This window comes from Candidatus Omnitrophota bacterium (genome assembly GCA_040755155.1).
Lineage (GTDB): Bacteria > Hinthialibacterota > Hinthialibacteria > Hinthialibacterales > Hinthialibacteraceae > JBFMBP01.
In genome coordinates, this window is the sequence record JBFMBP010000179.1 from 21,750 (window position 1) to 44,528 (window position 22,779).

Sequence of the window (22,779 nt, forward strand, 5' to 3'; positions counted from 1 at the left end):
GGATTGGCTTCAAAGAAATCGTTATTTTATTGGAGGCGAGGCATCTTCGATTCGGCGCCCTGCGGCGGCGCCGCTGTAATCCAGCCGGATTTCCACACGCCGGTTAATCGCAGACTCCTTGCGTTCTTCCAGCGGACGGAATTCGCCGTAGCCGATGGCGGATATCCGGTCCATATTCAAACGAACGCCGGAGGATGGATCGTCGTCAAGGCTTTGAAAAAGCCGGATCACTGTCAGCGCCCTTTGGGAAGAGAGTTCCCAATTGTCTTTATACCTTCCGCTAACGACGGGGACGCGGTCGGTGTGTCCCTCCACTTCGATATATAAATCCGGCGGCGCCTCCCGGCTGAGAAAGCGGGCGAATTCGGTCAGCACCGTTGCGCCGCGCGGCTGCAGCGAAGATTCCCCGGCGACGAAGACGATATCGGCGGCGAAGCGGAAGCGCTGCAAGCTGCCTTGGATTGTCATCGTAATCGATCCATTTCGAATGGAAGGTTGGAAGAATTCGTCTTGCCGCAATTTTTCCCAAAGCGTTTGCTGCAATCGCTTGCGTTCTAAGGCGTCGAAGACTTGCGACAATTCCAAAAATTGGGCGAGGAGCGTAAAAGCAAGAAAAAAGACTAGAGAGATGGCGATGTCGGAAAACACCGGCCAAATGTCTTCCATATCGAATTCCGCCGCTGAAGGCAAAACCGCCTCGCGGCGGTGAGAGCGCTTGGAGATGGCCATCAGCGCCCCTCCCGCTTGCGCTTCAATGCGGCTTGCAGCGTCTTCCACCAGGAGCGGTTTCTTTGCTCGATGGATTGAATCAACCGATTCATGCCCTCCGACGTTTGATGCAGCTCGGAGAGGGTTTGCCGCCAGGCTTGCAGGTTCTGTTGCGATTGCATCGTCAGCTGCGCTAGCATCGCTTTGGTTTGCTGCGCGTCTTCATGATCCGGCGCCATCTCCTCGCCAACGTTTTCTTTCCTTTTGATCGATGGGAAAATCGGTTCCCAAAAATTCAGCATTAACTCGGCGTTTTGTTTTTGCTGCGCCTCCAATCCCGAATGCAACGCTCCGAAGCGCCGCGCCAGATCGTCGAGCCTGCCGTCGAGAAGCGACGCCAATTTATCCGCCGAGAGCCGAATCTCTCCCAAACGTTTTGTTAGGAGTTCTCCCATCTTGGCGGAGGAGGATTCCGCGTTGGCGCTCAGCCAGTTTTTCGCTTCTCCGGCCTGGCGTTGGATTTCTTGCAGCAGAAATTGAATTTTTGGCAATAAAATATCGTTTTGCGTTTGCAGCGGCGCCAATCCCTCCTTAATCGTTAAGGCTGACTGATCGGCGGCGGCGCGGAATTGATGCAAGGTTTCGTTGATCTTCTCGATGGCTTCCAACTGCTCGGCGTTTTGCCGGCGCAGGATCGCCCATTGCGTCAATAAACCTTCTTCCATCGATTTTGCGGCTTCTTTGAAGGCGTCGAGACTCGTTTCTCGTTCGGGAGTCAATTTCATTACGCTTTGGGTCAGCAGATGAATTCGCTCGTCCAATTGGCCGAATATCCGATGAGCCAATGCGGCGCTATGTCTAAATTCCTCGGCGGCGGCATCCAGTTTATCCCATATGCCCCCTGCGTCCGCGCGGCTTATGGAGACAGTGTTCACCGCCTCGCATAAGCGCAGGCTGAGATCGTTCAATCCCGCCGCCGTTTCGCGGATGGCGGCGTTCATGACGTTGGCCATTACTCCTTGGCTGATTCGCTCCACCATCTCTTGAATCAGATGCTGGGAATCTTGTTCGTCCGGCGCCGCCAAGGGGACGATTTCCGTCGTCAGCGCGGCGTCCAGTTCCCGCACTAGCCGCGTATGGAGCCATCGGCTGGCGACGAGAAGCGGGCTGAGCGCCGTCGCCGCGAAGACGCCGAAGAGCGTGGTAACGAACGCCGTTCCCAATCCCGTCAGCATAGCGCGCAATGGCGATCGTAGGCTGTCGATGCTGTCCATCGTCTCCACATCGAGATAAACATGCTGCACCGCCGCTGTGAGTCCGATTAACGTTCCCATCAGCCCCAGCATGATGCACAAGCGCGGCAGCAAGGGAAACAATCCCGCCGTTCGATAGCGCATCGCGCTCAGCTCCACCACTTCGCCGATCATGCGTCCGGCGGATGCATCGCGCAGTTTTTGAATCCGCTCCACCGCCCAATAAAGCGCTGGAGAACTTTTTGTAATCTTCAACAGCAGCGCCAGACGCGAAGGAATATCTAACTTGTCCCATTCCTCCAAGCGAAGACGGCGGTTGACGAGGCGGATGGAGTAAAGGCCGCGTCCCTGCCGAACGAGGTTGACGGCGAAAACGCAAAGACCGATAACCAAAATCCACGATATCGCTTCCGTGATGATTTGGGAAATGGCAGGCAGCGAGAAAAAAAAGTCTTTTTCCAGCGAGATGGGAATGAACTTCAAAATATAGCCGCTAATCATCGTTTTGACTCGCCCATCCGTACGATGGGGATAGATGCGAATGCTCCCTGAACTCGGTCGCGCAGCGTTAAATATCCCGTCCAGGGCGGTTCCGGCCCCTCGCTGGGAAGATCGATATAGAACTGGCTTGGATCATCTCGCGCTGTTTCTACTCGCGCCTCGGCCAGTTCCTCCGGAACAATGATTTCCCAATCCGCCTTGTCGTTCTCGTTTTGAAAAACTCCAAAAGCCGCACGCTTGGCCTTATCCCAGCGAATTAACGGCGGCCAGCAGTAAATCCGCGCCGATTTTGCGGCGGGGATTCTATGAATCCGCCGGTCGATGAGGGTTTCATCCGTCTCGATGCGAATCGCGTTGGAAATTGGATCGGCTATTCTCGAATTAGGGATAGCGATGGTTTGTTCGCTTCGCTCAGGCGTCAGTTTGATTTCCTTTACTGCTGCTTGACCTTCTGTGAAGATCAAAATCCGCGCCGTCTGTTTTCCCAACAGGCGCAGCGCAATCGAGCGTTCCATCGCCAATTCGTCAACGGAATCCGATTTTGCATCGATCTCGATCCTGCATGGAATGGAAATTATTTTCATTGTTAGAAAAGTCATCCTCGATGCGACGAACAAAGCAGGAATAGGACTGGCTGCGTCTAATTTGCTTTCGTCCCATATTAACCGGTATAGAATCGCATCGCCATCATCTTCCAGTTTTTCCAAATAAAACGGGCTGTTTTGAGGCGCGTCGAATGAATCCTTGTTGGACAGTACGACGTTATAACCGGGATTACAATCGACCAGGCTATGCGTCCCCTTGGCGTCGAGGCGGATATGGCGCCGATGGGCGGTCAACGGCTGGATAATTCCTCTGGATTCATTGCCGATACCAACTTGAAGTTGTCCGGTTTTCTCAAGACGGCTTAGCCATAATCCGTCTCGAACGTCTTTATCCACGATCCGGCAGCGCTGTTCATCGCTTCTCTCGCCTCTCTCGCCTCTCCATATCAACCATTGCGTTCCTTGGCTATCGAGACAAGGCCAACCCAGGCAGAACGCTCCCTCTTCGCCGATGACGGCTTCGACTGCCGTATGAGGCGTAAGACGAATCGTCGCCAAACCGGGGACGGGAAGGGAAGGAGGAAACGATTGTTCCCCCACGATGCGAAGCGCCGCTGTTTTGATCGGCGTTTCCAGCGCATGAAGGCCGTCCCGATGCTCATTTTTCAAAACCAGCGGTTGAATCGCCGTAGAAAGCGAATCAAGGCAACGTTGGCGGGAAAATGGCGGCGCTGCGCCCATTCGTCTTCTCCTGGCGAGTTACGCGAACACCATCGGCCGGCGCATCGTGTAGCCGTCGACGCGCTGATAGCCGCGTTTGACAACGCTTTGAATGACGGCGCCCGTCTGCGGAGATTGGTTCTTGTTGGTATGGATTTTGGGATCAAAATCGTCGCCGGGCGCCGCCGCAATCAACTTCATGCCCAGCGGCGCCAATAGACTATTAAGATACTGATCGACGCATTCCCGCCGCCGCTCGTCTGCAGCGGGATGCGATTGCTCCAATAGTTCGATTTCGTCGAAATGCTGGGGAATCGATTCTTTGACGATCCGGTTCAATCCCTCGTTGGTTTTTTCGTCGATCCTATCCCCTTCCGCCGCGGGCTGGAACGCTTGGCGCAGCGCATTTTGATAGGCGGCGAAAACGTAACGCCGGTAAGCGGTTTCGGGATTGAAGGCTTCGAAGGGCGGAAGGGAACCCTCTTCCAAATCATCCTGCCATCGGCCAATGAATTCCGATTCCAGGAACATCTGATAGCTAGCGATGGCGACAGCTTGAAAATTGGGAAAAGAGTTGACGCCTAGAATCCGTTGAAAAGTCTCCTGCGCATTTTTTTTCAGATCGTCGACAACGGGTTGGAAGAGCGGATAATTCCGCCATAAAGTTATTAATGGAGGATTCTCCATCTCGAAGACCTTTAAAAAATCCTGAAAAGCCATGAAGGCGGGATGATCTTTCATCCTTTGATAGGCCTCTTCCCGACGCTTGCGTATTTCCTGCGCCGAGTATTTGAAAAACCATTGCCGCAGGGCTTCCCGGTAGGTTTTGAATTCCTCCTCTTTGTTGCTTTTCACGGTTTCGATAATGGATTTGATCGACGATTCCACCGCTTCCAGGCGCTGGGAAATTCCCCTTAACAACGCCATCCCTTCCTGCCGGTCCGGCGGCGCTTGTCCGGAGCCTCTCATGGCCGAATCCGCGCGCAGCCCGTTGGCGTACAAGGAGCCTGGCGTTTTAGGAGGCGGCGTAATCTTGGCGAAAACGGGTTTGGAAATTGGAGGACCGGCGTTTTTTTCCTTGATTTGGGCCTGGAATTTATACTGATGTTCGCGATCGGAATTCTGCATGGATGTATTAATGACGATCATGCCGTCTTCGAGAATGGCGCCCGCTTTCATCTTGATGGGATTTTTCGTTTCGAAACTGTTCGCGCCGATGATTTCGACGAAATCGATGGGTTGTCTTTTCAGGGTATAGAAAAAACGGGCGGCGTTGACGATTTCATTCGGCAATTGCCGAGGAATCGCGATCGTCAATTCGTATTCGCGGTTGAGGAGAGGTTCGATGGCCGCCGTAAAGCCGCACGACAAAAGATTGGGTGAGGCGGAATGCTGAGGCGTCAGCGAATATTCGAGAATATTCTTCCCCACGGCCAATTCCCGCCGATATCTAGCCAAACCGCCGATCGAAGAATCGAAATCGGAATTCAAAGCCATTCACTTTCCGAGATTCTAATCCAAACTCTAAAAATTAAGGTTATTAAGGAGTGTTGAAAGCAGACGTCCTTTTGTTATTTAAGCAAAATAAAATAAAAAGAAAAGCTCATATAGATGCTAACGCGGATAACAGACGACTTTCAAGCCATTAGAGCAGACGGCGCATCGCTTTGAGATTGCATAACGGCTCCGATTCGGCGTCCTGCCTCTATTTTGGAAAACTTGCCGCTTATCCCTTGATTGTCTTGTCTTCAAAGCAAAGATTAAACCGGTAAATTTTCGGAAAGGATGATGTTTGAAAGAAATGGGAACGAAATACGGTCAAATCATGTCCCAAGTGCAGGAACTGGGATGGTTTTGGATGGCGATCGGAATGATCGGCTTGATCGCCTTCTCCATGCGGTTTATCGTGCAGTGGATCGCGTCGGAAAAAAAGAAAGAAAGCGTGATTCCCATCTCCTTTTGGTATTTGAGCATTGTTGGAAGCACGCTGTTGTTGATCTATTCCATCCGGCGGTCGGATCCGGTGATGATACCCAGTTATCTCTTCAATAGTTTGATTTACGGGCGCAATTTGTATCTGATCTACGCCAAAAAGAGCCGGGACGTCGATACGCTGCCGGACGCCGCTTAGGAAGATGGCGCTTCGCCTTTTTCTTCCTCTTCCGGCGGAATGGCGGGAACGCGATAGACTTTCAATATGTCGGGATCGTAGGTATCGAACAACTGGTACGGCAGCATGATTCGGCCGAAACAGCTGACATTGGAGTAAAAACCGGCGCCCCGTCCAAAGTTCATCGTGCGGATGGGAATAAGTCCATGATAGACGGCCTTATCGATGGGCTCGCCTAGATGTTTGGGGAAATTTTTACGAGTGAAGAAAACGTAACCGATCAAAATTTCTTGAGGCCATAAAAGAATATCCCCTTCCTTGGGGAATTCCTGGTAGCGGGAAACCTGCCGGAAGCCTTCGCGGTCGCAATAGAATTTCCAACCCCACGCGCCGACGTACCATGTTTGATAATCGTTCGAACTCCATTTCTCTTTCGCATAGCGGGCGAAGGAGCGGTAACTGTCGGCGTATTCCATATCCGCCGTCTGAATCAGAAACGCCATCGCCGTTTGAATGGCGAGAGTGAAGAAAAGGCCGTATTTCAACGCGGCGGGCGACAATTTGGGCTGACGATCCAAATATCGAAACGCCAACAGCGTCAAAGGCGGAAGCGCCGCGATGAGGTGCCTGACGGCCTGAAAAGGCGCGAAGAGAATGCTGAAAAGCACCGGCGCGCAAAGCCAGGCGAAGAGAAAGAGCGAATCCGCCTCTTCTCCCGGTTGAAAAGTTTTTAGATAAGCGATTCCACGATGCAAACCCTCATAAAGACAAAACATCAATACCAGCAAACCGGTAATCGCCCAAAAATAAAATTCCAAGGAAGGTTTGCCTTTGTAAAACCGATTCATTTCCCATACTGCGAGAAGGAAAAGGCTTAATCCAACGAGTTGAGGCAGCCATTGGCTAACGGACTTCGAAAGCGATGCGGCAGCTCGTTTTCCATCCTTGGCGAAGCAGAGAAGGACGGCTGCGCCACCGGCGCACCCGATGAAGTAATGCCAGAAAGAAAGTGGGCCGGGATAGAAAGTGAAGAAAGACCATAACAATAATAATAGGATAACCGCTGCCGCCGTTTGCAGGATTAGGCGGCCAAGGTTATCGATAATATATGCTAAGCCTTGCAGCAAATAAATCGTAAGCATCGCTCCCCCGGCGGCGCCCAACAAGTAAGCAGCGAACTGATATTTTCCGTTGTAATCGATATGATATTGTTGGCGCAGCAGCAATAGCCCGCATAGTCCCAATCCCACGATCCACCAAAGCTTCCGACGCAAAAAATGGACGAAGAGCAATGGCGCCAAATAAATAATGCCGCCGATGACGGTGAAAGCGCCGAACATCCTGTCTAATTTGGGAATGCCCGACTGTTCGGTCCGTTCGAACAAAAGATAGTAAAAATGCATCTTCCCATAGTACATTTGATTGTGCAGGCACCATAATCCGAATAGCAGAATGATGGGCCATACCCACAGCATCAAGCGGTATTTGCGTTGGAAAAAGGGATAAAGCAGCATGACGGGAAGAAAAATAATGGAGGAATACTTAGTCAATACGGCCAAACCCGCCAGCAGCGCCCCCAAAAAGAGATGCCTTCTTTTACCCCGGTCGGTCCCTAAAATGTATAATGTCGCGCCCGCCGTTCCCAATCCCGCCGCGGGAACGTCGCGCATGACGTTGCCGGAGACGATGACGGCGCAGCTGGTCATGACGAACAGCAAGGGCCAATCGCCGGCGCGCGTGAAGCGCCGCGCTAGCCATACCATCGACCAAGCCAGCATCAGCAAAAAGGGAATCATAGCGGCGTGCAGGACGATTTCGGAATAATCCGACAAGGCGGCGAAAGGCGCAAGATAGTAGCTGAGAAAGGGAGGATTGGTCGTTACTTCCCATAGCGAATCGACGTAGCCGAACCAATCGATCTCTCCGTAAAAGGGATCCAATGGATGTTCCAAAATGACTTTGGTCACATGGAGAACCATCGTATCGTCGATATGGTAGGCTTTGTTTAAAAAGGGAACCGATGTAAACAGGACAACTAAAAGGATGGTCAAAATGGTTTTTTTGTTGTTTATTGTATCCATCATCCCAAACTTTCGTTGATGAAATAGGGCGGCTCTTCGCGGCGGTGCAGAAAGGTCAGCATCTCAGCGACAAGCCCCAGAAAAATCGACTGAAAACCCATAAGCGTCAGAAAGATGCCGATGGCGAGAACGATTCCTCCCACGGCGTAAGCATCATACCATAGAAAAAACAGGCTTGCCAAGAAGAAAATAAAACCGAATAGTCCCAGCGAAAGGCCGATGCGCCCGAACAGATGCGACGGCCTTTGCACGTAACGGGTGAAAAACATCACCGTGGCGAAATCGAGAAAGCCGCGGATGATGCGTTCTCGCCCGTACCGGCTGCGCCCGGAGCGGCGCGGGTGATGGGCGACGGGGAGTTCCCCGATCCGGAAGCCGTACCATCCCGCCATGACGGGGACGAAGCGGTGCATTTCGCCGTAAAGGCGCACCTGGTCGAAGACTTCCCGCCGGTAGCACTTCAATCCGCAATTGAAATCGTGAAGGGGAATGCCGCTGGCGCGGGATACGACGGCGTTGAAGATTTTGGAAAAAAGGCGACGGTTGAGGGAATCGCGGCGGTTTTTCTTCCACCCGGAAACGAGATCGTACCCCTCGCCCAGTTTTTCCAGCAAGTGAGGGATTTCCGCCGGATCGTCCTGCATATCGGCGTCGATCGTCAAAATGACGGATCCGCGAGAGGCGGCGAATCCCGCCGCCAGGGCGGGGGATTTGCCGTAATTGATATGAAATCGCAGCGCCCGCACGCGCGCATCCTGTCGATGCAACTCCTTCAACGTTTCGAATGAACCGTCGCCGCTTCCGTCATCGATGAAGATAATTTCGAAATCCTCGCCTAAGGGATCGAGCGCGGCGCAGATGGCCTCGTACAACGGACGCAGCGTTTCCCGTTCGTTTTTGGCGGGAACTACGATCGATAGATAGGGACGTTTCGATTCAGAGATTGGGCCGTTTCCTTCTTGTTTCATCATAAACCTGGATTCCGGTCGCAAAAGCCTCTTTTTTTCTTCGAATTATACAGATTCGTTCCCCGCCTCGAAGGGGCGCGCCTGCGCCGCGCTGGCTGAGGCTTACCAGGACTTTTCTCTATTATAATATCGATTCGATCGTCTTGTCCGCTAACATGTCGAAAAAAACTCGCAATCCCAAAAACGCGCGGAAGCCAGTATTTGGCAAGGGATTTAAATGTGGAATGGGAAATTCCGCCGCGCCGGTTGATATGGAAATCGGCGCGCCAATCGCTTCGTATTCCTCAGTTCATGATGGCTTGAGGGAATGACCATGAGGCAAACGGACGATTTCGATTGTCATCGCAGGGGATAGAATTCGCCATGCGGAAGGCTGGAGGCTAATTTTCTCCGCCGATTAGTTTATATATAAATAAACGGAAAACAAACGAGCCGCAAAAAGAATGACATTCTTTTTGCGGCTCGTTATTGTTATTGATAAACAATAGAATATTTCTATTATACGGCTCTTGGCGTATAAAAAAGACGGATCCGCCTTCCCTCGATGGCGCTAACCATTTGCGGATTCCAGCAACCTGTCCAATGGTATATCCCTAAAGAATAGCGACAGGACCGTTTAGCGGATTTTATACATTCCCCGGCCGGTTTTATCGATCCCGCCGTTCTCTACTTGTTTTTTCAATTCGAGATAGAGAACGCGGCGCGGATCTTTGGATTTGCTTCGGTAGCCCCTAGATTCGATCGCTCTCATGATTTCGTCGATGGTCATGGGGGAATTTCCTATGGATTCGAGAAGGTAATCGCCAAGGGATTTTTTGCCTCCGGGTTTACGGCCTCGTTTCAGTTGCCCTTTCTTCGGACCGCGAGTAGTAGCCGGGGGAGCGATCTTTGCGGCGTAGCCGGGGGTGAACGAATCCAGGTGCTTTTTGAAATCGTTCAAATGATCGCTAACATCTCGTTGCGCTTTGGTCTTCGCCAAATCGAGAATTTCCTCGAGCGTGAATGACTTCAATATGGTTTCCGCGCTTGGTCTTACCATTATGATTCCTGCCTTTTCTCTTTAATATGGAACGAATTTACCCAATTATAAAACATGCAATGCAGTTTGTCTATAGCGAATAACACTGATTTTAATATTTTTCGCTAACATTTTTTTTTGAGATGTTCGTCGTCGATTCGTTCTGCCGCCGAACGGATCGGCTTCCATCTCCATTGCATCTCCTATATTCCATTCATGATCCAAAGGCAGCGTTAAGGATTGCACTTTATGAAATGGCTAGGAAATCGATATAGTCGGCCGGGACATCCATGACGCTGAGGAAGCGAAAAAACTGGAAAAGAATGGGAATCGCTGTTTTTCATGAGGCGGAAATGGCTTCGAAGGAAAGACAAGATGATGTTATTTGGCTTATCGCATGCCATCGAGAAACCATGAATATACTTGAATTTCGCGAAATTTTCGAATCGCGGATTGCGAGGCTCCCGCCAAGCTGAGTAGATGCAATCGTTCGCCAGGTGGCTCGCCCTCCCATCCTTTCCACAGCCTGCGCATCGAACCCAAGAGCATTTCGTATGAGCTTCCAGATTCAAACATCGAAACTGCCTTAGTGTTTGCGGGTAATGTGCGGCCGGGTGGACGAAGGAATTTTCTTCTTCCGGATAAATGGTTAAGGATATTTGTCCATCGAAAAAAGAGATGCGGAGCTGGGCAGCTCCGCATGAGATGTCATTCGGGAGACGAAAACAATCCCATTCGTTCTTAGTCCGTACTGCGGCGCGAACGAGGGAAAATCTTATCATGCGCCGAGCCGTGGCCGGAAACTCCGCCCTCTCCATCGATCGCAATATGATGTTTTCCCGATTTATTCTCTCCGGCGATGATGTTTTTGTAAGGTTGCCATTTCAACGCATCCACCAGGCGATGGTATCCTCTTCTCGCGAAACGGCCCCATTCTTTCATCGTTGTGAGGCACATCAGCAAAAGGAGAATCAATACGCCCCAAAAGACGGCGGTTTCGTATCCGTTCATTGTCGTAAACCTCCTTTGGCGGCCTTCGTTGCTTCTATTTTCATTATATCCTGGTTTTTGGGGATTGACGAAATTTTCTTTTTTTGAAGTAGTCGTTCCTCCTTGGACATCGAACCGATAGAATGTTTAGGAATTGCATAGAGAAAAAAAGTAGATTGAAGCGAAACGCAAACCAACGCCATCCTATGCGCATTGCTATTGTCCGTATCCGGATATCCAAGTTTATTATCTTGAATATCCGGGCCATCCGGATTCCGGCAAACAATTGGAATATCGTTTCCGTTCGATCCCAAAAGGTTTGAAACTGGAAACAATGCCATTCATAGAATTGTTTGCTAAGAAACGTTTACCATCATGACGAATCCAACGATCTATCATTGCCGCCATTGCGGCGCTATTCTGCCGGAGGGACGTCAAACGCGTTGGTTTCCTTTTTGCAGCGAGCGTTGTAAGTTGACGGACCTGGGGCGCTGGCTAATGGGAGATTATCGCATCCGTGAAGAAATTCCTTGCAACGAAGCTGAAATCCTGGCTGAGATGGAATCTGAGCCGGAATGATCTAGCTGCCTGCCTGGCGTCGGGGATTCTGCTCGCCGCCGCTTATCCGCCTTGGAACTTATCCGCGGCGATCTTTTTCGCCCTGGTTCCCTTATGGTGGCGGCTGCGGCCGGGATGGCGATGGGATAACGCATGGTTGGGATTCCTGACCGGCTTTGTTTTCTATGCGCTGCATTTGTTTTGGCTGCGTCTTGTCGCGCCGCCGGGATTGGCGCTGTTGGTTGTTTTTCTCTCTTTGATTTTTGGAGCGCAAGCCGCCGTCGCTGGTTTTTTATCTTCCTATTCGTTTTCGATTCCCGCCTGCGCCGCTTTATGGGCGTTGGTGGAATATCTCCGGTCGCTGGGCGTTCTCTCCTTCGCCTGGGGGTATATGGGACATGCGTTGTACTTATGCGATTCCTTGCGGCCGTACGCTTATGATTTCGGCGTCAGCGGCCTATCGTTCTTCCTGGCGGGCGTCAATTTTTCCTTGGCGGCCATGATCGTTTATTGGACAAAGCGATGGACGAATCGCCGCCTGTCTTTCCTTTCGCGCGAATGCTGCCTTCCGCCCCATTTTTTCTTTACGGCGTTCTTTGGATGCGCGATGATTGGGATTGTTTTTTCTCCTTCGTCAACGGAACAAAATTCAGCTGCGTTATCCTCTTCCCTTCGCATCGCTCTCATTCAAGGAGGCGTCGAACAGGAAGAGAAAGAATCCGAATCCGGCGGCGACGCTTTGGAACGCTATTTAAAACTCTCCGCCGATGCTCTCTCCTTCAAGCCGGATTTGATCGTATGGCCGGAAAGCGCCATCGTTTTTCCCTTGAATTACGAGACGGATTTGCTGAAACAAATCCTCGATTTCATAAAACAAGCGGACGTCGAATTGTTCGCCGGAACAGTTTATGCGGAGTACGACGAAAAAGAAAAATGGAAATATTGGAACCGCGCCGTACTGCTTTCGCCGGATACGAATCTGGACTTGGCGGAATACCCCGTGAAAATGGATAAGGTTCCTTCTTACGATAAGATGCACCTTGTGCCCTACGGCGAATGGATTCCTCTGGGTGAATACTGGCCTTTCTATCATATCGAAACGTTGATCGAAGAAGCGGGCGCCGGTCTTTTCCAACGCGGGGAGAATCTCACGATTTTCTCCACGCGCCAAGGCGCCGCCTTCGCCGCCGCGATCTGCTTCGAATCCACATTGGCGGGACAGATGCGCGAAGCGCGCCGCAAGGGCGCCGATTTTTTCATCAATATTACTAACGACGCCTGGTTCGAACGATCGGCGGGATTGGAGCAGCATTTTCTGCAATCGGCTTTCCGCGCGGCGGAAAACCGATGCTATCTGGCGAGAGCCGCCAATACGGGAATCACCGGCGTCATCGGTCCCACAGGCAAAGTCTTGAAAACGCTTCCGACGCAAGAGCCTGGAGTATGTACTTTCGAACTGCCATTCGCCGCAAAAGGGAAAGAGAATCCAGGATTGGTTTCCTATCGGTCGCGTGTACAATAAGGCCGGGGCGGCGAATTTCCAGCAGAGGAGAATGCCGATGGGTTGCGCCATTACGGAGTTGCTCGGAGACGGCATCGGACCGGAATTAAGCCGCGCCGTCCATATGCTATTCGATCGGCTTCCCGTCGAAGCGGAGTTGATTCCCGTCGATCTGAGTTTGGAAAACCGCGTCCGCAGCGGCCAGGATCTCTATGAAAAAGCTTGCGAATCGATTCGCGCCACCCGCTTCGCCATTAAATATCCCACGATCACGGCGAGAGAAAGCCCCAACGCCATCTTGCGGCGTCTTTGCGGCTTCAGCGTTATCCATCGGCCCGTCGTCTCCATCCCCGGTCTTAAGACCAACTTTACCCAAACCATCGATGTGGACGTGGTTCGCATCGCCACGGGGGGAACCTATGAAGATCCAGGCCGCATGATCGGACAGGAAGCCGCCGTCTCCATCCGCATCGTGGAGCGCAAGCCCTGCCGGGAAGCGGCCCGTTTCGCGTTTCGCCTGGCGGAGGAATTGAAAAAGACCGTCACTTCTTCCTCCAAATATACCATTCAATCCGTAACCGACGGTTTGTTTCAATCCGTCGTCGATGAAATCGCCAAGGAATATCCGCTCGTACCGCATCGCCGCGAACTTTTCGACGCCCTGCTCGCTAAACTCGTCCTCAAGCCGCAAGATTACAGCGTCATCGTCGTGTTGAACGAATACGGAGATTTTTTATCGGATATGGTTTGCGGCTTGGTGGGATCGATGGGCATCGGCGGCAGCGGCAATTATTCCTTCAACGAGGACGGAAGCGTCCGCCTGGGATTGTTCGATCCCGCCGGAGGAACGGCGCCGGATATCGCCGGAAAGAATATCGCCAATCCCACAGGAATCATCTTCGCCGTTTGTCTCTTGTTTCAACAAATGGGCGAGTTGGAGTTAAGCCAAGCGCTGCGCCGCGCGATGCTGGATTTGCTGTCTCAAGGAAAGGCCACCCCCGATTTAGGCGGCTCACTTTCGACGACGGAATTTACCCAATGCGCCATCGACGAATGTCTGCGGCGCTTGAACGGCGGGCATTCGAAAGAAAAAAAATCGTAAAAAAAAACTCTTGTCCAGTTTGCAAGACCTGTCTATACTTTCCTTCAGTAATGATTTGGGTTGGGGTTTTCGGGTTCGGAGAGGAATTGTTTGTTTAAAGGCCGAAGTTCGAGAACACGAGTATGTCCAATTCGGTTCAAGCTGCCCACTATAGGCTTCTCGGTCCCAAACCGCGCCGATTCGGCGTTATCCTCCCCTTTAGTCCCGCCAAGGTTGCAAGTGAGTGTTTCATATTGAATGGTGTTGAGAGCGGAGCTTTTTTCAGGAAAAAAGCTCAGTAGAAAGGTCGTCGGCGCTGCGTCGCCATCGAGGACTCCAGGGAGTCTTTTTGACTCTGCGGCGTCCCCCCGTTTCTCCATCGCGATGCGCGGTGACGGCCTCTCTATGAAAGCGCATATTCTTAGGAGACGAGAGGGAGATTTAATCCATGGCCAAGGAGTTAATGGCTGAAGAGCGTCAAGGAAATGCGAAATTCAGGAAATTGATTGAACTCGGGGAGCGAAACGGTTGTTTGACGTATGACGACGTCAACCGCATGATCAACGATGAAACGGTAAGCGTGGAGGAACTTGATGACATCTTCATTGTCCTAAACGATTTGGATATTCCCGTTGTGGACGAATACGATTCTCTGAGCCGGAGGGATTCCTGCAAGGGTCTCACGGAAGAAAGCGAGGACGACGAAACCAACGAAGATTTGATAGAAGAAGAAAGATCGCGCGTCGACGATCCCGTTCGATTGTATTTGCGGGAAATGGGACGCGTTCCCCTTTTGACCCGCAACCAGGAAATCGAATTGGCGAAAAAAATCGAATCCGGCCGCTTCAAAGTATGCCGGGCGTTGGCTCTCAGCAAAATGGCGCTCAACGAAATCGGCCGCTTAATCGAAAAACTCGAACAGAAACACGTGAAACTCGAGGACGTCATTCAAAATTTCGACTTTAAGGAAAATTTTTCCGAAAGCGATCGTACTTCGATTTTGGCGGATTTGCGCGAAAAACTAGCCAAGATTCAAAAAGTCCATAGCGAAGTGCTTCGAATGGAAAAACGGATTTCCAAAAAGAGCCGCGCCAAACTGCTTGGCAAACAGCGATACTTGGGCAACCTTCTCATCTCCATGAAATTCGATCACGAACAGATCGGAAAAATCGCCAAAAGGATTTTGAATCATCACAGCCGCATGAGAGACGCCAAAATCGAGATCGAGAAAATCTGTTCCCAATTCAAATTGAGCGCCGGCGAACTTACCTCTTTGTTTAAGAAACTGCGCTATACCAGTTTCGGCAAAAGCGAATTGGAAAAGCGCACTGGCAAAAGCCGCGATATGCTGATTCAAGCCAGTAAGCGTTTTCAGAACGCCCAAAAATGGCTTCTCCGCTGCAAGAAAGAGATGGAAGACGCACCGGAGCATTTGGAACGGATCGTCGAAATGATTAAAGACGGCGAAAACGCCGCTCATCTCTCCAAGATGGACGTCGTCAAAGCCAACTTGAGACTAGTCGTATCCATCGCCAAGAATTACACCAACCGGGGACTGCAATTCCTCGATTTGATCCAGGAAGGCAACATCGGTCTCATGCGCGCCGTCGATAAATTCGAGTACCGGCGCGGCTATAAATTCAGCACCTACGCCACCTGGTGGATTCGCCAGGCCGTTACCCGCGCCATCGCCGATCAAGCCCGCACTATCCGCATTCCCGTTCATATGATCGAAACCATCAACAAGATGACTCGCATCTCCCGCCGCTTGGTTCAGGAATTGGGCCGGGAGCCTTCGCCCGATGAAATTTCCAAACTGATCGATATGCCGGTGGAAAAAGTGCGCGGCGTCTTCAAAATCGCTCAGCAGCCCATTTCCCTGGAAACCCCTGTCGGCGACGAGGGCGACACCAATTTCGGCGATTTCATCGAAGACAAAACCATCCGCTCCCCTTCTTCCATGACGGCGGATCACATCATGGACGAACAGATGGAACAAGTGCTCCAAACTTTGACGGAGCGCGAGGAAACCGTCCTGCGCCTGCGCTTCGGCATCGGCGACGGCTACCAGCGCACGCTGGAAGAAGTCGGCAACCGCTTCGGCGTTACTCGCGAACGCGTGCGGCAGATCGAAACCAAAGCCCTGCGGAAACTGCGCCATCCCATCCGCAGCCGCAAATTGAGGGATTTTTTGGAATAAGAAATAGTATAATTACATCGTAGAAAACGGGGACGGCCAATCGACCGTCCCTGTTTTGTTGAATCGCTCCGAAGGTATGGAATACTCGTTGCCGCTAGCCTATTATTTTCCTTCCAACTACATTTTTTTTAAGAATGAATATAAGATGCAGCATCGATTTGCGAACAAGGAAATAAGGAAATATGGATGAGTGGCAAGGGGAAGGTTTTTTCTGCCCTTGACTCTGCGCTTGATGCCGGGTTCGGTAAGGCTAGGATTCGCAGGATAAAAGCATACTGGTCATCCTATCATCCTGGCTATCCTGATTCTGATGGACGATTATGGAAATTAAAGCAACGACGAAAATCTGCGCCGTCATCGGCGATCCCGTAGAACATTCTCTCTCGCCCTGTATGCACAATGCGGCCTACGCGGCCTTGAATCTCGACTATGCCTACGCCGCATTCCATGTGAAAGACGTGGAGAAAGCGGCGGCAGGCGCCCGGGGATTCCAAATCCGGGGACTTTCAGTCACGATTCCTCACAAGGTCGAGATCATGAAATATCTCGACGAAATAACGCCGCTGGCGCAGCGCATTGGCGCCGTAAACACCGTAACCAACGACAACGGACGGCTGATGGGAACCAACACCGACGGCTTCGGCGCGCTCTATGCTTTGGAGAGCCAGGGAAAAGTGGAAGGCGCATCCATCGCGATTTTAGGCGTGGGCGGAGCGGCGCGCGCCGTGGCGTTGACGCTGGCCTGCGAGCGGTCACCGCAGCGCATCTTTCTATTGCGCCGCGACGAAGATCATGAGATGGCGCAAGCGCTTTTAGCGGATATCCAAGTTCATTCCTCCGTCCCAACGGACGTCTCGCCGCTGCATCCCGTCCATGTGCGCGAAAAACTGGCTGCCGCCGATATCGTCATCAACGCCACTCCCATCGGCATGTCGCCGAAAGTAAACGAATGCCTGGTGGAAGAAGAATGGTTTAGCGCAAGGCATTTGGTCTTCGACGTGATTTACAATCCCGCCAAGACGCTTCTGTTGCAGCGGGCGGAGCGGCGTTCGGCCCGCATCCTGAACGGCGTCTCCATGTTCGTTCATCAAGGCGCGGAGCAATTTCGCTTATGGACGGGACAAGAGCCGCCGGTGGATGTCATGCGGACGGCGGTGGAGAAAGCGCTGGGATATTGATGAATCTAGTTCTCATTGGCTATCGCGGGACGGGAAAAACGGCGCTGAGCGAGCAACTGCGCTTGTCGCTGAATCTCCCCGTCTATCACATGGACGAAATGCTGGAATCGCGATTCGGCGAAAAAATTTCATCCTTTGTGGAACGATGCGGCTGGGATTCCTTCCGGGAAGAGGAGCGCTTGCTCGTCGAAGAACTGACGCAGATGGACGGCGTCGTCATCGACGCGGGCGGCGGCGTCATCGTACGCGACGACAACATCCACGACCTTCGCCGCAACGGCTTCGTCGTTTGGCTGCAAGCCTCAACGCAGGAAATCGCCCGGCGCATCGGGTGCGATTCCAACCGGCCCTCGTTGACCGGAACGAAATCGCATGTAGACGAAATCAAGCAAGTGTTGGAGCAGCGCCGTCCGCGCTACGAAGCCGCATCCCATTTTACCTTACGCACCGACGAACTCTCTTTCGACGAATGCGTGGAACGAATCCTAAAAGCCTGGAGAGAAAAGAATGAAGCCTTGGCGGCTGAGTGAAGTCAAGTACAGTTACGTCAAAGACAATCCTTACGAAGCGGCCGTACTGCCCATCGGCACCACCGAGCCGCATAACCTCCATCTTCCCTACGGAACGGATACAATCGAGACGGAGATTCTGGGCGATCTGATCTGCGAGCGGGCCTATTCGCTCGGCGCGAAAGTAGCCCTGCTTCCCTGTTTGCCCTTCAGCGTCGATTCCAATCTTCTCGGTTTTCCTATGACGCTCTCGCTCAATCCCTCCACGCTCGACGTCATAATCCGCGACATCATCGTTTCCATCGAACTTCATCAAATCAGAAAATTGGTGATTCTGAACGGGCATGGAGGCAACAGCCTCAAGCATACGCTGCGGGAATTCTTCGGCAAAACTACGGTTCATCTCAGTTTAGTGAATTGGTATGAAGTGGCGCAGGATCGTTATTCCGAACTGTTCGAAGACGCGGGCGATCATGCGGGGGAAATGGAAACCAGCCTGGCTTTGCATCTGTTCCCCGAACTTGTCGATTTGTCGTTGGCGGACGATGGGGCGGTGAAGCAGCCGCGCTTGGACGGCATGAAAGAAAAATGGGTGCATGTTACGCGCCCCTGGCATATCGTAACGAAAAACACGGGATGCGGCGATCCCCGCAAGGCCACGGCGGAAAAAGGAAAAAAACTGACGGAAATCATCGTGGAACGCGTAGGACGCTACTTGAAAGAACTCTGTGCGGCGGAGATGGACAAGAACTTTCCTTACGAATAATGCTATGTTAAATGAGGCGCGTCCTTTGATCCATTGATGGCAATATTCATCGAATCCAATGGATTGGTAAACATGATCCATCCTACTTTTCTAATTTTTCATTATAGATAAGATAGTTTCGTAGGATGGGTCGCGTCGTTTGACCCATCGGTCACTCTAGCCATAACAATTATCGATGGGTCGAAAAACGCGACCCATCCTACATTTTTTAATCCGAAAGCAAAAAAAAACTAAATCCGGCGATTCAACTTTGAAAGAAGGCCGCGCCGGAAATCGATAAACGCTTAAGAGGAGCGAATGCAATGGCAGAATTGAAAGGTAAAGCAATTATTGCCCAAGGAGGCGGACCGACCGCGGTCATCAATCAAAGCCTGGTAGGTGCGGCGTTGGAATGCCGCAAATTTTCCCAAGTCACCCACGTCTACGGCGCCCGTCATGGCGTCCGCGGGATTGTCAACGAGGATTTCGTCGATCTGAGCCAATCCACGTCCCACAACCTCGAACAAATCGGCATGACTCCCGGCGCCGCGTTGGGATCCACCCGCGACAAGCCGGATCAGGAATATTGCCGCAGAATTTTCGAAACGTTCAAGAAATATGATATCCGCTATTTCTTCTATATCGGAGGCAACGATTCTTCCGACACCTGCCGTTTGGTCAACCTGTTCGCCGATGAAGAAGGCTTCGAATGCCGCTGCGTGCACATCCCCAAGACCATCGATAACGATCTCGTCGTAACCGACCATTGCCCCGGCTTCGGCTCAGCGGCGAAATATGTGGCGCAAGCGTTCGCGGGCGCCAACCTCGACAACCGCGCGATTCCCGGCGTTTATATTTGCGTCGTCATGGGGCGCCACGCCGGATTCCTCACCGCCGCCTCCGCGGCCTATCGCAATTTCCCCGACGACGGCCCCCATTTGGTTTATATTCCCGAACGCCGGTTCGATCAGGAACAATTTCTGAAGGACGTGGACGCAGTCTATAAGAAAAACGGCCGCTGTATCGTCGCCGTTTCCGAGGGCATATGGGGCGAGAAAGACGAAAAGGGCAAAGAAGTTCCCGTCGTCGTCAGCATTACCGGCAAGGCGGAAAAAGACGCGCATGGCAACGTCCAACTTTCCGGAACCGGCGCCTTGGGGGACATTCTCTCCAATTTGATTAAGGACAAATTGGGCATCAAGCGCGTGCGCGCGGATACCCTCGGCTATCCCCAACGTTGCTTTTTGGGCTGCATCTCCGAAGTGGACGCTCACGAAGCGCGCGAAGTGGGCGAAAAGGCGGCGCAATTTGCGCTTTGGCATAATGTTGACGGCTCCGTCGTCATCAAGCGCGTCGGCAATTACGCCGTGGAGTACGATTTAGTCAAATTGGAGGACATCGCCGCGAAGACGAAAATCATGCCCGACGAATTCATTTCGCCGGAAAGCAACAATGTAACCGACGCTTTCCGCCATTACGTATTGCCCTTGATGGGTCCGGCGCCGGTAGCCACCCGCCTCTTCGCCCCCGCTGTTCCCAAAGTGTAATTGGAGTAACGCGCATTCCCTAAAGTCCGCAAAGAAAGGCGTACAACCGTACGCCTTTTCTATTTTCGTTCGCAAATCGTAGAGACAAGGAGACTTGGAGACTTGGAGACTTGGCCGGGTGGCAAGGGCAAGGTTGTTTTTGCCCTTGAAACCGCAGGATGGGTCGCGCCGTTTGACCCATCAATTTTTTTCATCATTCATCGCGCGTCATTCAAATTGGAGGGTGGACTAAAAGCGAAGCGTAGCCGCCAAAGTGGACTGCCTTTTACCCATCAATACTCTAAAGCCGATTCGCACCAGCGCGAAAAGCAGGAACCTCGTCCGCATCCCGCTTTTTCAGGGGTTCCAGGACGTTCTTGCGAAACGCCAACAACTCCATGCGTCCCATGCCGTCGAACATTAGAGGATGATACGTCAGTTCGTTGTCCACGATCCGGGCAGCGTTCCATAAGGAAATTTCGCAGGTTTTGAATGCCCACCGTAGTTTTTGCGCATAAAATTCGGCCCGCTTGATAGAGCCATAGGCGGTCAACGGCTGCTCGCGGCAAGTAGAGCGGCGCGTTTCGCCGATGAGTCCTCCTTTGAGGACTACCCAAACGTAAGGTGGAATTTCCGCGCCCCAACGCAGCAACTCGTTTTGATTCTTGTCTTCTTTCGACAACGCTTGCAAAACCATCTCCGCCGCCATGCGGTTGTACAATTTATAGCCCGATTGAATGTCGGGCGCCGCGCCGTATTGGCGAAAATAGGCGCGATCCTGGATGTAATTGCGCCGCGCAAGAGCAAATTGCAGAGCGGATTGAATCATGCCGTTGAGCAATTCCTCGTAAACCGCCCGGTAAAGCGTCAGCGGCGGATCGAGGCGATTTCTTCCTCCGATGACGAGAACCGGCAATCCAGGGCGCTCGGCTTCGATCTGTTCGCCCAATTGCAGCATTGGCGGAAATTCGTTAGCGCGGTGATCGCCGTCGGCGTCGCGCACGGTGAGCCATTTGATTTGGGGATTTTCCAAACCCGCCCGCAATCCGGCGAAGACGCCCGCCCCCTTTCCCTGGTTTTGGGGCGCAGCTTCTATTACGGCGCTGGGACAATGGCGTTTCGCCGCTTGCTGGACGAGAGGAACGATTCTAACCGCGCCGTCCACGTAAAGAAAACGATTGGACGGCGGCGCGATGGCATCCGCTCCCACCAGCGTTTCGTCGAAAAGAGCGGCGGCCTGCTCTTCCGGAACCTCCGGCGAAAACCATATGGGAATAATATCGAAAATGAATGCAGATTCCATGATTGTATAGCCTAGTAACTCATGTTACGCAGCCTGGGAGCGCAGGCATCTTGCCTGCCTGTTGAAATACCCATCCCAGAGCAGCGATTGGTTTTATATCTTTTGCGTTTTTGAATCACGAAAACACGAAAAAACTCGAATTTCACGAAATACTCGAATCACGGATATCGCGGATTCTTTTGGATTTCACGGAAAAATCTTTTGTACGGCGCGATTCCTTACGCCAAATGTTTTTCTTTTCTTTTTTCGTGTTTTTCTTTTTTATTTCGCGTCATCGCGATTCAAACGACAATAGTAAGAGATTCCTTTATTTACCCATTGCGCGTAACATGAGAAAATAAATTCTTCCGTGAAATCCAACTCATCTATGGAATCCGTGATTCAAAATAATTTGCGGAATCCGCCGCTATCTCATTCGAAAGGGAGAAGAACAAAAAAGGGCGATTCGAAAACCGCCCTTTCATTTTAAATGAATTCGGATGATATGATTCAATCTTACGCTTTTTCCGCCGGTTTTTCTTTTGCTTCTTCTGTAGGTTTTTCTTGTGGCTCTTCTTTGGGCGGGGGGACGTCCTTAATGTATTTATCAATGGCTGCGAACAAATCTTCGCCGCGCAGCGCGTCGCCCATCTCCACGATTTTCCCTTTAGGATCGATTAGAAACGAAGAGGGAATGAATTCAATGAAATAAAGTTCGGATAGGTTTCGCGTTGCGTCGAAAACATGCAGCCACGGCATTTTGTTCTTCTCGAAAAACTTCGGCAAGTCTTCCGCTTTTTTATCTAAACTAATGCTGAGAATCTCGAATCCTTTTTTGTGGTATTTTTCATACGCTTTCTGCAGGTGAGGAATCTCGCCCCGGCAGGGAGGGCACCACGTGGCCCAAAAATCCAATAAGACCAATTTCCCTTGCAACTTTTCCAACTTTACCAGTTTTTTCTCCAACGTGCGCGCAGAAAAAAGAGGAGCGGCCTTGCCGACTTCCGGCTCCTTGGGAATTTCCTTTTCCGCAGCGAAACTCATTATGGCCAAGCTGAATAACGCGACTGATAATACGGAAAACCATTTCGATATTCTTTGCATATCGAATCTCCTTTTTAAAAGCGTATAGAGATCATAATAGAGTGAAATTATAGTTTTGTATTGGCCTAATAGCAATGAGACGATTATCGATAAATTTCGCGAAGCGAAAAAATGGCGTTGGGGGGCGGCGACGAAATAAAGGATTTCGTTTGGCAAGCGGGATGACGATTCAGGGATTTTGACTTATATTTAATACAATTC

19 protein-coding genes are annotated in these 22,779 nt (G+C 51.6%); 9 read left to right on the top strand and 10 right to left on the bottom strand.

The annotated features are described in order from the left end of the window. Positions 1–21 precede the first annotated feature (21 nt). Genes AB1656_27230 through AB1656_27245 form a run of 4 tightly spaced genes read right to left on the bottom strand, consistent with a single transcriptional unit; the run spans position 22 to position 5,224 of the window. Complete coding sequence (locus AB1656_27230) at positions 22–729, bottom strand: OmpA family protein (protein MEW6239091.1); 708 nt, start codon at positions 727–729, stop codon at positions 22–24. After that, positions 729–2,462, bottom strand: a complete 1,734-nt coding sequence (locus AB1656_27235; protein ID MEW6239092.1) for a MotA/TolQ/ExbB proton channel family protein — start codon at positions 2,460–2,462, stop codon at positions 729–731. The genes AB1656_27230 and AB1656_27235 overlap by 1 nt, the downstream gene beginning before the upstream one ends. Then, positions 2,459–3,748 carry a hypothetical protein gene (locus tag AB1656_27240; protein ID MEW6239093.1) on the bottom strand — a complete coding sequence of 430 codons (1,290 nt, stop codon included), beginning with the start codon at positions 3,746–3,748 and terminating at the stop codon, positions 2,459–2,461. Before AB1656_27240 ends, AB1656_27235 begins: the two co-directional genes overlap by 4 nt. A gap of 18 nt (positions 3,749–3,766) precedes the next feature. Continuing rightward, positions 3,767–5,224, bottom strand: coding sequence for a hypothetical protein (locus AB1656_27245; protein MEW6239094.1), 1,458 nt, complete (start codon positions 5,222–5,224; stop codon positions 3,767–3,769). A gap of 328 nt (positions 5,225–5,552) precedes the next feature. Here AB1656_27245 and AB1656_27250 point away from each other — a divergent pair, with 328 nt between their 5' ends. Further along, positions 5,553–5,858 (top strand): lipid-A-disaccharide synthase N-terminal domain-containing protein, encoded by a 306-nt coding sequence (locus AB1656_27250; GenBank protein ID MEW6239095.1) that lies wholly within the window; start codon positions 5,553–5,555, stop codon positions 5,856–5,858. Here the strand turns inward: AB1656_27250 and AB1656_27255 are convergent. The 4 genes from AB1656_27255 to AB1656_27270 all read right to left on the bottom strand — a co-directional run bounded on the left by AB1656_27255 (position 5,855) and on the right by AB1656_27270 (position 10,915). After that, positions 5,855–7,921 (bottom strand): hypothetical protein, encoded by a 2,067-nt coding sequence (locus AB1656_27255; GenBank protein MEW6239096.1) that lies wholly within the window; start codon positions 7,919–7,921, stop codon positions 5,855–5,857. The two genes, AB1656_27250 and AB1656_27255, sit on opposite strands and share 4 nt — an antisense overlap. Beyond that, on the bottom strand, positions 7,918–8,889 hold the full coding sequence (locus AB1656_27260) for a glycosyltransferase (protein ID MEW6239097.1): 972 nt from the start codon (positions 8,887–8,889) through the stop codon (positions 7,918–7,920). The genes AB1656_27255 and AB1656_27260 overlap by 4 nt, the downstream gene beginning before the upstream one ends. A gap of 613 nt (positions 8,890–9,502) precedes the next feature. Beyond that, positions 9,503–9,925 carry a hypothetical protein gene (locus AB1656_27265; protein ID MEW6239098.1) on the bottom strand — a complete coding sequence of 141 codons (423 nt, stop codon included), beginning with the start codon at positions 9,923–9,925 and terminating at the stop codon, positions 9,503–9,505. A gap of 720 nt (positions 9,926–10,645) precedes the next feature. Further along, positions 10,646–10,915, bottom strand: a complete 270-nt coding sequence (locus tag AB1656_27270) for a hypothetical protein (GenBank protein ID MEW6239099.1) — start codon at positions 10,913–10,915, stop codon at positions 10,646–10,648. Positions 10,916–11,269: 354 nt separating this feature from the next. On the opposite strand from AB1656_27270, the gene yacG reads away from it, so the two are divergent. The 8 genes from yacG to AB1656_27310 all read left to right on the top strand — a co-directional run bounded on the left by yacG (position 11,270) and on the right by AB1656_27310 (position 20,213). Next, entirely contained in the window at positions 11,270–11,473 is a 204-nt protein-coding gene (gene yacG / locus AB1656_27275) for a DNA gyrase inhibitor YacG (GenBank protein MEW6239100.1), read from the top strand. Continuing rightward, entirely contained in the window at positions 11,412–12,974 is a 1,563-nt protein-coding gene (gene lnt / locus AB1656_27280) for an apolipoprotein N-acyltransferase (GenBank protein MEW6239101.1), read from the top strand. The genes yacG and lnt overlap by 62 nt, the downstream gene beginning before the upstream one ends. A gap of 37 nt (positions 12,975–13,011) precedes the next feature. After that, a complete protein-coding gene (locus AB1656_27285) occupies positions 13,012–14,055 on the top strand; it encodes an isocitrate/isopropylmalate family dehydrogenase (protein MEW6239102.1) in 1,044 nt (347 codons plus the stop codon). Positions 14,056–14,482: 427 nt separating this feature from the next. Then, positions 14,483–16,234, top strand: coding sequence for an RNA polymerase sigma factor RpoD (gene rpoD / locus AB1656_27290; protein MEW6239103.1), 1,752 nt, complete (start codon positions 14,483–14,485; stop codon positions 16,232–16,234). A 320-nt stretch (positions 16,235–16,554) separates the two neighbouring features. Then, positions 16,555–17,412, top strand: coding sequence for a shikimate dehydrogenase (locus AB1656_27295; protein ID MEW6239104.1), 858 nt, complete (start codon positions 16,555–16,557; stop codon positions 17,410–17,412). Then, entirely contained in the window at positions 17,346–17,942 is a 597-nt protein-coding gene (locus tag AB1656_27300; protein ID MEW6239105.1) for a shikimate kinase, read from the top strand. The genes AB1656_27295 and AB1656_27300 overlap by 67 nt, the downstream gene beginning before the upstream one ends. Then, positions 17,920–18,687, top strand: coding sequence for a creatininase family protein (locus tag AB1656_27305; GenBank protein MEW6239106.1), 768 nt, complete (start codon positions 17,920–17,922; stop codon positions 18,685–18,687). The genes AB1656_27300 and AB1656_27305 overlap by 23 nt, the downstream gene beginning before the upstream one ends. A 302-nt stretch (positions 18,688–18,989) precedes the next feature. Beyond that, positions 18,990–20,213: a 6-phosphofructokinase gene (locus AB1656_27310; GenBank protein MEW6239107.1), complete on the top strand. Its 1,224-nt coding sequence runs from the start codon at positions 18,990–18,992 to the stop codon at positions 20,211–20,213. Between the two features lie 280 nt (positions 20,214–20,493). Here AB1656_27310 and AB1656_27315 read toward each other — a convergent pair whose 3' ends face one another. Further along, complete coding sequence (locus tag AB1656_27315) at positions 20,494–21,495, bottom strand: hypothetical protein (protein MEW6239108.1); 1,002 nt, start codon at positions 21,493–21,495, stop codon at positions 20,494–20,496. A 495-nt stretch (positions 21,496–21,990) separates the two neighbouring features. Then, positions 21,991–22,578 carry a TlpA disulfide reductase family protein gene (locus AB1656_27320; protein ID MEW6239109.1) on the bottom strand — a complete coding sequence of 196 codons (588 nt, stop codon included), beginning with the start codon at positions 22,576–22,578 and terminating at the stop codon, positions 21,991–21,993. Between the last annotated feature and the right edge of the window lie 201 nt (positions 22,579–22,779).